At 39.5% G+C, this 12,542-nt stretch carries 8 protein-coding genes; all 8 read left to right on the forward strand.

Features of this window, described 5'->3' with window-relative positions:
* Positions 1-149: 149 nt before the first annotated feature.
* The 8 genes from F3D3_RS14935 (at position 150) to F3D3_RS14970 (ending at position 12,535) form a co-directional block, all read left to right on the forward strand.
* A complete protein-coding gene (locus tag F3D3_RS14935) occupies positions 150-908 on the forward strand; it encodes a class I SAM-dependent methyltransferase (protein ID WP_069875181.1) in 759 nt (252 codons plus the stop codon).
* A gap of 333 nt (positions 909-1,241) precedes the next feature.
* Positions 1,242-2,297, forward strand: coding sequence for a LacI family DNA-binding transcriptional regulator (locus tag F3D3_RS14940; protein WP_084389075.1), 1,056 nt, complete (start codon positions 1,242-1,244; stop codon positions 2,295-2,297).
* Between the two features lie 18 nt (positions 2,298-2,315).
* On the forward strand, positions 2,316-3,200 hold the full coding sequence (locus tag F3D3_RS14945; protein WP_069875183.1) for a carbohydrate ABC transporter permease: 885 nt from the start codon (positions 2,316-2,318) through the stop codon (positions 3,198-3,200).
* Positions 3,190-4,014 (forward strand): carbohydrate ABC transporter permease, encoded by an 825-nt coding sequence (locus F3D3_RS14950; RefSeq protein ID WP_139132110.1) that lies wholly within the window; start codon positions 3,190-3,192, stop codon positions 4,012-4,014. The genes F3D3_RS14945 and F3D3_RS14950 overlap by 11 nt, the downstream gene beginning before the upstream one ends.
* Positions 4,015-4,028: 14 nt before the next feature.
* Positions 4,029-5,420 carry a sugar ABC transporter substrate-binding protein gene (locus F3D3_RS14955; RefSeq protein WP_175438394.1) on the forward strand — a complete coding sequence of 464 codons (1,392 nt, stop codon included), beginning with the start codon at positions 4,029-4,031 and terminating at the stop codon, positions 5,418-5,420.
* Between the two features lie 90 nt (positions 5,421-5,510).
* Positions 5,511-7,358, forward strand: a complete 1,848-nt coding sequence (locus F3D3_RS14960) for a glycoside hydrolase family 125 protein (RefSeq protein ID WP_069875185.1) — start codon at positions 5,511-5,513, stop codon at positions 7,356-7,358.
* Positions 7,318-9,189: a hypothetical protein gene (locus F3D3_RS14965; protein ID WP_069875187.1), complete on the forward strand. Its 1,872-nt coding sequence runs from the start codon at positions 7,318-7,320 to the stop codon at positions 9,187-9,189. Before F3D3_RS14960 ends, F3D3_RS14965 begins: the two co-directional genes overlap by 41 nt.
* Before the next feature lie 10 nt (positions 9,190-9,199).
* Positions 9,200-12,535, forward strand: a complete 3,336-nt coding sequence (locus tag F3D3_RS14970; protein WP_069875189.1) for a TIM-barrel domain-containing protein — start codon at positions 9,200-9,202, stop codon at positions 12,533-12,535.
* The last annotated feature ends 7 nt before the right edge of the window (positions 12,536-12,542 follow it).

Below are 12,542 nucleotides of genomic sequence, written 5' to 3' on the forward strand. Positions count from 1 at the left end.
GGAGCTCGAACGCGTTGTCCAAAGTATGAATAGCACTATGAAAGTCAAGCATGACATGCATTCAGATTGTATCGAGCTTGCATTTCATGTGATCAGTCAACTGTACGGCCTTTTATAGAGCTCAATTTAACTATATAAGGAGCAATCAAATGAAAAGAGAAGCATTAAAAGCAATATGGAAAAATGAAGAAGCGTACGTTTTTAGAGGCTGGAATTTTTCACACTTGGATGGGCGAACAGAGGAAGAAGAGATTCGTTGGGATTATAGAAAAATCGTAACACATCATCTAAAACCCACTGATAGACTGCTTGACATGGGTACTGGTGGCGGTGAGTTTTTACTGACACTCAATCATCCTCATCAACTCACCACAGTGACAGAATCCTATTTACCAAATGTCACAATCTGTGAAGAAAAACTAAAGCCTCTTGGGATAACCGTTAAATACGTTGAAGATGACTGCAATTTACCCTTAGTAGACAATGCCTTTGACATCATCATTAACAGACATGAGTCGTTTGAATTACGTGAAGTTTATAGAACGTTAAAAAGTGGTGGCCTATTTATCACTCAACAAGTGGGCAGACTTAACAATTTCGAATTTTCAAAACAACTTTTACAGGCTGAAAATAAAAAACCGAAATTTGAACATCATCTTGAAAATGAAATAAAAGAAGCGCAACAATTAGGTTTTGAAATTTTGAGTTCAGATGAACAATTTCCCTATTTAAGATTTATGGATATCGGTGCACTTGTGTATTTTGCCAAAATTATTGAATGGGAATTTGAAGACTTCAGTGTTGATCGCTGTTTTGATCAGCTTATAAAACTGCATCATGAAATTGAACACAAGGGTTATGTGGAGAGTACAGAGCATCGCTATCTACTGGTAGTTCAGAAGAAATAGCCCCATATCGCAAATATAGCATTTAATGAATCCGATAGGCTAGGCCGTTGAAAATAGAATGATGTCCTTTTTCAGAGTCTAGCTTTTTTAAATTTATTGCAGTTTTATATTGACAAAACGTAACAAAATCTATATATTTAAATTAGAAGCGGCGTAGTTCGTTTTTTTTAAAACAGATGAGTTTAACGTTAAACTTGATATGAATTCTAATTTGTTCTCGACATAAATAGCACACCATTTTTGACCCACCTAGATTACAATACCAACGGGTATTTTTTTTAGACCAATAGGTTTAACGATAAACCTATTAAAATAGAAGAGGCTCAAGAGAGCATGTACATGAAGGAGGGGATTGTTACGAAAGTCACGATAAAAGATATTGCGAAACATGTAGGGGTGTCCGCAATGACCGTATCCAATGTCATCAACAAGAGAAGCAGTAGGGTGTCTGCTGAGACAGTGTCCAAAATCGAAAAGGCAATTGTAGAACTTGGATATATCCCAGATTACTCTGCAAGGAGTCTGGTTTCAAAAAAGTCTAAGATGATCGGGGTGATCATTCCACAAACGGAGACACATAAGCAATTTTTACTTGAGAATCCCTTTTACAGTGAAATCGTAAGCGGCATCGAAAGTAAGCTCAGGGAAAAAAATTATTATATGATGCTCACGGGGGTCGATAAAGATTCCAGTTATCTCGATGTTTTGATCAATTGGAACTTAGATGCGGCGATTATCTTAGGCATCTATCAAGAAGGGTTCTATGAACAACTCAAAAAGATTAATATTCCAGTGTTGTTGATAGACAGTTATATCCACGATGGCTATTTTTATAATCTTGGCATCGATGACCTCTATGGGGGTTATATTGCGACTCAACATCTCATCGAAAAAGGTCATCGAGAAATCGCTATTATCACTGGACACCTCAAAAAAGATGGTGTCGCAGAAAAACGCTTTTTAGGCTATAGAAAAGCGCTTGATGAAGCTGATATTCCTTTTAATGAAAATTATGTCTATGCGGATTCGGTCAGTTATGAGTGTGGTATAACAGCGGGGCAAAAAATAGTGACTGAATGCAAAGCTGTTACAGCTGTATTTGCAACAGCAGATTTAATTGCAGCAGGGGCTATTGCAAGCTTTCATGCCGCCAATATAAAAGTACCTGATGATATCAGCATTATCGGGTTTGATAATTTATCCATTTCCAGAATGACATATCCGCTACTCACCACTGTAGATCAAAAAATATTTGACAAAGGCATGAAGGCCGCTAATATATTGATGGATACATTAAAAAATGGCAACTCAAAGATAGAGAAAGATGTGATTTTAGACATTGAAATTATTGAACGCAATTCTGTAAAGCACATTGAATGTAAAATATAGACAAGAGGAGGTGATCTTTTGGTAGGCAATAAGGGCATAAAAAAATATCTAACCATTGCCTTTTTCTTATTACCCAGTTTGATTGGCATGTTAATCTTCGTCATCATCCCCATAATCGCGTCCTTTGTCTTGAGTTTTAGTAAATGGGATTTGATCGGTGATATAGAGTGGGTGGGCTTATCTAATTACAGCAAGGTTCTTAATGACCCGACGATTAGAGAAGCTTTCAAACATACGCTTGTTTTCATTGCGGGGTACTTGCCGCTGGTACTGAGTATATCCCTTGGTCTTGCACTGGTTATGAATAAAAAGCTAAAGGGCATTGTGGTCTTTAGGGCACTTTATTTCATTCCGGTGATTTCTTCTTGGGTGGCAGTTTCAATGATTTGGAGATGGCTTTTAAATTCTGAATACGGGCTCATCAACTACTTGTTATCCCTGATTGGCATCGTGGGTCCAGGTTGGCTTCAAGATCCTAAGTGGGCCATGGCAGGGGTTATCATGACCAGTATTTGGAAAGACATTGGGTTTATCATGGTGATTTATCTAGCAGGGCTTCAAGAAATTCCAGATCATTACTATGAGGCAGCCAGTATAGATGGCGTCAATCGCTGGCAAAATTTTTGGTATATCACATGGCCATTGTTATCCCCAACGACATTCTTTGTCATCACCATATCACTGATCAATTCATTCCAAGTGTTTGATCAAGTTTGGATTATGACAGCGGGTGGACCTGCTGGAGCCACAAGCGTCTTAGTAGAACAAATCTATCGAAATGCCTTTAGCTACTACAAAATGGGATATGCTTCGGCAATTTCATGGGTACTGTTTGCCTTAATTTTCATCATCACCATTATTCAGAATAAATTGCAGAAAAAGTGGGTGAATTATGATGAATAAAAGCACACTGAAAAAAGTCATATTTTACGTGATTTTAATTTTGGGCAGTATTGTTATGCTCCTTCCATTTTTATGGATGTTGTCCACCTCTTTAAAATCTTCTGATGCGACGATGCTCTTACCACCAGAGTGGATTCCAAAAGAAATCACTTTTGACAACTATAAAGAAGTCATCAGTGCCATGCCCATGGGGCGATTCTTTTTGAACAGTGTCTTTGTGGCTTTAACAAGTACATTCTTCCAAGTTTTTATATGTGCAATGGCAGGATATGCCTTTGCAAGGATTGATTTTAAAGGTCGAGAAGTCCTTTTCTATATTTATCTAGGCACTTTGATGGTGCCATCACAAGTGACTTTAACACCGCTATTTATCATTATGAATCTGTTTAAATGGACGAATACTTATCAAGCACTTATTTTACCGGGTATGTTTAGTGCTTTCGGTACTTTTCTGATGAGACAGTTTTTTAAAGGGATTCCAAAAAGTTTAGAAGAAGCGGCCTTCATGGATGGCGCTGGGTACATCACCATATTCTTCAGGATCATTATTCATTTGGCAAAACCAGTATTTGCAACACTTTGGATTTTTGGATTTATGGCATCATGGAATAATTTTCTGTGGCCATTGATCATAACCAGTGATACTGCTCATATGACATTACCACTGGGACTTGCAGCACTTCAAGGCAGATGGACAACGGATTGGAACGTACTTATGGCAGGTACTGTGATCAGTATATTCCCAATTTTATTTGTCTACATATTCACACAGAAGTATATTATCAAAGGCATGACTCACACTGGGTTAAAGTAATGGAGGGCAAACAAATGAAGAGATTTTTTATGAACGGTCATTCTAACCAAAAATCTGATATAAATCAAAGCACTCAATATCCAAAGTGCTTTATCGGATTACTGATCTTAGTGATGTTAATGGGTATGTTATCAAGCTGTACACAGAAGGCAGTGGACACAAATGAACCTACAGCAGAATCAACTAGCCCAAGTGCATCCGCGGCAACCAATACACCCGAAGCTGAAAGCACTAAAGCACCCATTGAAATTAAATACATGACTTTTTCAGCAGCACCTGATCATCTTGAAGACCTCGACGCCATGATTGCTGAATTTGAAAGTCAAAATACAGACATTAAAATCACTTACGAAACCTATTCTTTTGCAGACTATTTTACCAAATTACAGACGGTAGTAGCGTCTAAAACAGCACCGGATACGTTTGAACTCAACTACGAAAATTTCGTCACATACGCTTCTAAAAAAGCACTCTATAACATGGACGATCTCATGAAGGCAGATACCGATTTCGACAGTAGCATATTCAACAGCACAGCACTCAATGCCTTTAGATACGATAACAAACAATACGGATTAGTCGAAAGTTTTTCGAATGTGGTTTTCTTCTACAACAAGGACTTGTTTGACAAAGCAAATCTTGATTATCCAAATGAATCGTGGACTTGGAAAGACGAACTCGCTGCCGCTCAAAAATTAACAGATGCAGATGCCGGTATTTTTGGGACTTATGCGCCTGTTCAGTTTTGGGAGTTCTATAAAACCATTGAACAAAATGGTGGCAAAATCTTCAACGCCGATAAAACCGAAGTCCTCATAGACAGTAAAGAAAATATCGAAACCTTGCAATGGATGATTGATAAAATCGAAAAATATCACGTATCGCCAAGTGATGCTCAAATGAGTGGTCAATCTGATGGGGACTTGTTTAGGGCAGGGAAAATCGCAATGCTCAGAACCGGCATTTGGATGTTTGATTCATTCAAAGATGCAGACTTTGCATGGGATATCGCACTAGAACCTGGCAACACACAAAAAGCACACCATTTCTTTGCAAACGGCGTGGCCATTTCTAAAGATACTAAAAATGCAGAAGCCGCATGGAAATGGGTAAAATTCCTAACTTCTAGTAAAGAAGCCGCTCAGATCAGAGTGGACTCAAGTTGGGAACTTCCAGCATTAACAGATGAAACCTTGCTCACCTCATATTTAGAAAAAACGCCTCCTGAAAGTAGAGACGTGGTTTTTAAAGCACTGGATACTTTAGTGGTCCCACCAGTTATCGGCAATTGGAACGAACTCACCGATCTCGTTGGCAAAGAACTCGATCAAGCCAAATTAGGTCAAAAAACACCTGAACAAGCGCTTAAAGATGCCAAAACAGCCATTGAAGGCATCCTTGAATAAGCACTAAAACTCATGCGATCCCTTAAAGGCTGTCAAAGACATTGATGTCCTTGGCGGCCTTTTTTAGCAATCTATTTTGGAGGCACATAAATGCATAAAACATACTATCCAACAGGCAATGAATATGTATCATTGCCGATGATTAATGAATCCTGTGAAATTGAAAGTATCAATTATTTGAGTATGAGAGACCGTGGTCTAATCGAAATCTGTGGAGATCCCTTTTTAAAACCTGTCATTTTAATAGAGGGCGTAGAAAAACCTCTGGAAAACATAAAGTGGGCAAGAGCACATTATTGGATTCCCACTTTTACTGCAAACATAGGCACACTTCAAGTAAAAGGCGCATATATCGCGCCACTTGAACGCAAAGGCTTTATTTTAAGATGGACACTTACAGATGAGACTAAAACCATTGACGGCCATATCGGTATCAAAGGACATTTCTCAAAAGTACTCCACAGCATTAATGAGTCCAAGATCATCGAAGGTAAAAAACACGTTTATCACAGTTTGTGGAATCAAAATCTGATGTTTGATTTTAGAACGGGCATCACTTTATTTTCATTTGGATTTAAGACCGATGATGGGTTTGATCATATTCATTATACAGAAGAACCCATGGACAGTCCTTTAAACAGTGCCATTAACTTTGAACTCTATAAAGCTTTTTCAATCGAAAAAGGCCACTCTCAAACCGTTGACATTTACTGCGGCTTAGGCCTTGAAGAAGTGGGTGCCGCAACACAGGCTATTGAATTTCAAAGAGAAACAACGGATGGACTCAAAGCAGAACTCTGCGAGTGGTTAAAGGCAAGAACTCAAATCATAGGGGACGACCACTTGATGACGCTACTGAATTTAAATCAGTTTTTTAATTACTTTTATGCCTCTGGCAAAACCCTAGATACAGAAGAAATGATTCTATGTACTTCCAGAAGTCCAAGGTATTACGTCAGTGCCGCTTATTGGGATCGAGACAGTTTGCTCTGGAGCTTTCCAGCATTTTTAATGATGGACTCTAAAATCGCAAGGCATGCACTGGAGTATGTGTACTCTAAGCAAATCCGAAATGCAGGGATACACAGCCGTTATATTGACGGGACAATACTTGAGCCTGGATTTGAACTCGATGAACTCTGCGCCTTTATATTGGCCTTAGGACAATACTTAGAGCACACAGAGGACTTTACGATCTTAGAAGAATTTCAAGTAAAAAAGGGCATTCAAATGCTCTATGAAAAATTAATGCTTGAACGTCATCCAGAGATTGAGCTCTATAAAACTTTTCTCATGCCAACAGATGACATGCATACTTATCGTTATTTAACTTACAATAACGTTTTAGTCTGGAAAGTTTTTGGTATTTATGAAAAACTCTTTAAATACTACGGTCAGAGCGAACGTGCTCAAGAGGTCATAACGCGCATGAACGCTTTAAAAGAAGCCATCTTTGAGCATCTCATTGTCATAAAATCAGATCAAAAATGCTTCGCATGGAGTGGTGATCTGAATGGTCATCATGATTTTTACGATGAACCGCCTGGCAGTTTGACATTACTTGCTTATTATGGATTTGTAGATGCAGAAGATGCTATTTTTAAAAATACGCTTAATGCGCTCTATTCAGATGCGTTTCCACATTATTTTAAAGACACTACATTTGAAGAACTTGGATGTTCACATGCAGACCATCCTTGGATATTAGCCATCAGCAACAGTCTGCTCAATGGCAGAAAAGAGATCGCCTACGACATGCTCAGAAAAACGAAAATGGACCATTATATCGCATGTGAGAGCATAGATGAACATTCAGGCCTTCCCACCACAGGTGAACACTTTGCAACCTGTGCTGGATTCTTAGCCTATACGATTTACAAATCATGGAGGACAACAAATGACAAAACGATATCCTGGAATTGGAATAATCGGGAGTGAGAGGCTCTCGGGCATCTATGGCATGAATGAAGGGATCATCGATGCAAAAGGCACTGGTATTCAGCATCTATTTTACGACACTTTTGATGTGGATTTAATTCACAGCGCCTGCACACTCATTAAAATTGGTGACACGCTTTACTACGGTAACCGTAAAGAAACCAGATCCGCACATCAGGTCCATATGCACCCTAGCATTTCAGAAATACGAGAAGGCTTCATCATGACAGATCTCTTTAACCAAGACCAAATTCAAATTACAAATCAAGCTTATGGGTTTGATGAGGCTAAACTAGGGTTTGAAACGACTCTTAAGAACAGGCGTCATGAGCCCCTCGATATCGAAGTCTATACCTATCTCATATTGCGAAATACAGCACACGTATCGGCTAAAATTATGGAAAATCAAGTGATCGCTAATATAGGGACGGCATTTATAGGTGTTAAAGTAGGCTCTGAAGATGGTTCTGAAGACGGCTCAAAGGCATATCTCATAGAAGAAAGCCCCACTGGATTTTTATACAGAACCACCAATGCAGTGCATTACGATGAAAAATCATCACATCCTCTTGAAACTTCAAATATGGTAGGCGTGCTCATCGGCCATCCGATGCGCATTATGCCCAATGAAACCTATACCTTTATGTGGGGGATCGTCTTTGAAAAAAGTGAACGCGCAGTAATGGATGCACTGAAGGTCTATCCTGTTCGTACGGCGCAAAGTATGGCTCAAACTTACTGGAAATCCTATTTAGAAAGTGGATACCCCTGTGAGCGTAAAGCCTACGAGGACATCGTCAATATAAATCAAATCGCCATCAAATCTGCAACGATTAAGGGATTTGTACCTGCCGATTTAACAGGTCATTATTTTTCTGAAGGGTTGCCCTCTTATTATGCACGAGATTCTATGATGGTGGCACGCGCTTTTCTGCTCTCGGGTCATCTCAAAGAAGCTAGAGAAGTCATGGTTTATCTCTACAATCGAAAGCGCAAAGCTTCAGGTGAATTTTATCAAAGATATAACGGTAATGGCGAACCTTCAGAAGGTGCTAATAATAGCGTCTTTCATCAGCTGGATTCCATTGGCTATTTTATGAAAAATGTCTACGATTATTACAAAATTACAGGAGAACTTTTAATCAGTCCCAATGCTATTAAGAGTCTCATGGACGCCTTATTGAATTGTGAAAAGAAAAAGGGGATGATTGGCCCAGAAGGGGGCGTTAACGAGGGTGTCTATGGTCCCGCGTTTATCACCTCTTCCAATATGTTCATTTATGGAGGTGTGAAAGCCAGTATTGAATTAATAGAAGATGGCCTTTATAAATCCCAATTGGAAACGCTGTGCAAAGAAATCCTTGAAGGAATTGAAAACACTTACTTAGAAGGTGAAGGTTACCAATATGGCTATGTGAGTTATCACGACGATCTGGTTAAGAAATACGACACACCTGTTTATTTTGGGTTGCTCTACGGTTTTGAAAACACTGAGCATATGAAAAGCACACATCAATCCCTTTTAAAAAATGCCGCTTATTTTGAAGATGGCATAGGCTATAGCGAACAAGAATATCATCACGGTCCTTGGATTTTTAACACTGCTGCCTGTGCTGAATATGCGTTTCTAACAGGTGACCTCAACACGTACGAAAAAAAATACCATTGGATCACTGAACACAGCAACCGTTATGGTCTGATGCCAGAAGCCATCTCAGCAGATGATGAAAACAGTTGTTTTATCAACCCCTTAATCTGGCCGTGTGCCGAATTCGTATCTGCAAGCTTTATCAGAACAATAACATCACCAACCCTAACAAAAGAATTATGAGGTGAATACAATGATGCATCCGTTAAATCAGCTCTTTGATTTTTTATATTATGAATGGATGAATGACACAGAGCACAGTGAATCCATTTTAAAAACAGCATTATCAGAACCCCCTATCGAAAGTACACTTTTAGGGCAAGGCGTTTTACTATTTATGGTCTCTGAATTCATCAGGAAAAATCATCGCGTAGAATATCTTCAAAATCCGAAAGTTCAAGCGATCGTGCACGTGCTACTTGAAAGCTGGGAAAAAGACACTACCACGTTGTTGACTCTTGGAAGCGTCTATGGAGGCCTTCGCAACATAAACTTGTATTTAAAGCAAGATCAAATCAGTTTTACTTTAAAGAAAATGAAAGCCTATGTCTTTGAAAATTATATTCGAAAAGGACAACTCTGTAGCAATATTGAAAAAACACAGACAAATCCCGAAATGTTACTGGTTTGTGTCCCATTTGGCCTATTTGAACCCGAAGACTTGGTCTTTGTCGAAGCGGTAAAAGCCATTCAAAGCCATTCACATGATGAAAAACGCACTGAGACCGAAATGCTACTTTTGGCTTGGTATTATTTAGACCAAGGGACACACAGGATTACAAGGGATATTCTCAAGCAAATTGCTGAACCTTCTTCATTGTATCAACTCATCTTTAAAAAGCTTGAAGCACTGGGGAAGGTCAATGAAAGATTCATCCTACATGTGCCCTATGGCAATGGCAATCGCTATGAACCCAGAGAGGATGAACGGTTTCCAAAACAGATTAAAGTAGGAGACCCAGTGACCTTTAAAGTCATTGCTTTCCCATTGAAAATGGATGATCCTGTGGTACTCGTTTGCAAGGATACTAAAATCACGGGAAAAATCATAGATCAAAAATATTGGCAATTCCAAGCAGGTCCCTTTAGGGCAGGCGAGACCATCTCGTATTATTTTCACTTTGATAACACACCTGATGTCCTTACTGAAATTTTTAAATTTGAAGTATCGGCTGAAAAACATTTGCACTTGAGCGAAGTCATCGGAATCCAGTTTAATAAGCCTACAGTGACACCAAAGACGACAGCCTCTTGTTCTGAAACATCGGGTGTCTTACAAGACCATGTAATGCTAAGGACAAATGATTTAGTACTCAAATTCCAAATTGGAGATCACGGTGTTCTAAGCCTAGATGCCAGTATGCTAAACACAGACTCCATCAAGTGGGAATCTCCTCCTAAAAATCCACTCATTTCACTTGAAAAGGGCGCATACCGATTACAGCTGAATTTGGTAACCAATGCTTTTGAATACACACAAGCTGATAAGATCCTCTTAAAAGCCACAGATAAGAGTTGGCTCAAGTACACTCAAAATCAAGGACAAATCATGACCTTTACAGGTGAGTTTAAAAATCAAAAAGAAAAATTCTATGGCTTTGGAGAACGCTATAATGCGCTGAATCAATCCGGTCACACACCTGATAACTTCGTCTATAACCAATACAAAGAACAAGGGCTCAGAACTTATATCCCGATGCCTTTTTTCACAAGTGATCATGGTTATGGGCTGCTTCTAGACACCACTGCCTATTCCACATTTGACATGGGTGAAAAAAACCCCGACTCTTATTCGATAGCAGTAGAATCTAGTGAAATGGCGCTAAAAATAATCCCAGGAGATTTTAAAACCGTCATTTCAGAAAATGCCCGCCTATCCGGTTATCCTGTGATGTTGCCAAAATGGGCTTTCGGACCATGGATGTCTAGCAACAACTGGGATAGCGATGATGAAGTGCGCAAACAAGTCTTAAAAACCATGACACTGGATATTCCCGCCACAGTTTTGGTCATTGAAGCTTGGAGTGATGAAGCCACATTTTATCTCTTTAACGATGCAAAGTACAGCGAAACAGCAGGGGGAAATGCGCCTAAATATGAAGATTTTGAATTTCCAAGTTGGGGCAGATGGCCTGATCCCAAAGGCCTTGTAAAACATTTACACGATCACAATCTCAAATGCATACTTTGGCAAATCCCAGTGATCAAACATATTTCAAGTCTGCACCATCTTCAAAAAGAAGCTGATGAGCAGTATTTCATAGAAAAAGGTTTTGGCGTTTTAAATGAAGACGGCACCCCTTATCGAATTCCAGAAGGTTGGTTTAAAGACAGTTTACTCATGGATTTCTCAAATCAAGAAGCGACGAATTGGTGGTTTAAGAAAAGACAATATCTCATTGACGACCTCGGTGTAGATGGTTTTAAGACAGATGGCGGCGAATTTGTATTCGGGAGGCATCTGAAATTCAGTGATGGTCGGACTGGAAGTGACATGCGCAATGCTTATCCCAACGCCTATATAGGTGCTTATTATAAATTTGCTCAGCAAAATAGTGGGATTACGTTTTCAAGAGCTGGGTATCGTGGGGCGAATCAATTTCCTGCACATTGGGCAGGAGATGAACGTTCTAATTTTGACGCCTTCAAAAGAAGCATTCTTGCTGGATTATCCTCTGGTATTTCAGGGCTGCCATTTTGGGGTTGGGATTTGGCGGGCTTTAGCGGCGATGTTCCCACCGCTGAGCTCTTTATAAGAGCCACTCAAATGGCAACCTTTTGCCCTATTATGCAGTATCATGCAGAGAGCAAAGGGGAGCTCAATCAAGATCGAACGCCATGGAACATCTATGAGCGCTCCGGTGATCTGCGTGCCATAACGTTCTATCGCTATTATGCAAATTTAAGAATGAACTTAATCCCATATATCTACAGTGAAGCTCTAAAAGCTTCTCGAACAGGGCTTCCGATGATGCGCGCCATGATCGTCGATTTTGAATCGGACCCTAACACCCATGAATTATGGGATCAATATATGTTTGGTGAAAATCTTTTGATTGCTCCTGTCATAAACGAAGGCGAAAAAGCACGCAAGGTCTATTTTCCAGAAGGCAACTGGATTAACTTTTTCACAGGAAAGGAGGTAAAAGGTCCTAAAAACGTTCAAGTTCCAGCATCCCTAGAGGCAATTCCCGTTTATGCCAAAGCGAATACAATCATACCGCTTAATCTAGGCGATACCTTCGAATGGGGAGACACCATCTCCAACGAACTCAATGCTTATAAGCATCTTTGTTTTAGAATTTTTGGAGAACCCAAAGCGGTATATTCTTTCGAAGATGATTTGAATACTAAAATCAGTATTCAGATCAAAAAAAGGGCGATGCTTGAAATTGAGGTAGACTCTAATCTAAAACCCCTCTGTTTAATTTTTGACGAAACTGTGACAAAGCTTAAGGTGAACGGGGTCATAAAAGCGTGTAACCTATTGGCATTTGAAACCCACAACATAAACATAATCGAAATCTAAACGGTTA

The organism is Fusibacter sp. 3D3 (assembly GCF_001748365.1).
Lineage (GTDB): Bacteria > Bacillota > Clostridia > Peptostreptococcales > Acidaminobacteraceae > Fusibacter_A.

Coding starts and splice junctions, on each gene's coding strand:
- F3D3_RS14965 (WP_069875187.1), top strand. CDS start 7,318: ATGACAAAACGATATCCTGGAATTGGAATAATCGGGAGTGAGAGGCTC.
- F3D3_RS14935 (WP_069875181.1), top strand. CDS start 150: ATGAAAAGAGAAGCATTAAAAGCAATATGGAAAAATGAAGAAGCGTAC.
- F3D3_RS14970 (WP_069875189.1), top strand. CDS start 9,200: ATGATGCATCCGTTAAATCAGCTCTTTGATTTTTTATATTATGAATGG.
- F3D3_RS14955 (WP_175438394.1), top strand. CDS start 4,029: ATGAAGAGATTTTTTATGAACGGTCATTCTAACCAAAAATCTGATATA.
- F3D3_RS14960 (WP_069875185.1), top strand. CDS start 5,511: ATGCATAAAACATACTATCCAACAGGCAATGAATATGTATCATTGCCG.
- F3D3_RS14940 (WP_084389075.1), top strand. CDS start 1,242: ATGTACATGAAGGAGGGGATTGTTACGAAAGTCACGATAAAAGATATT.
- F3D3_RS14950 (WP_139132110.1), top strand. CDS start 3,190: ATGATGAATAAAAGCACACTGAAAAAAGTCATATTTTACGTGATTTTA.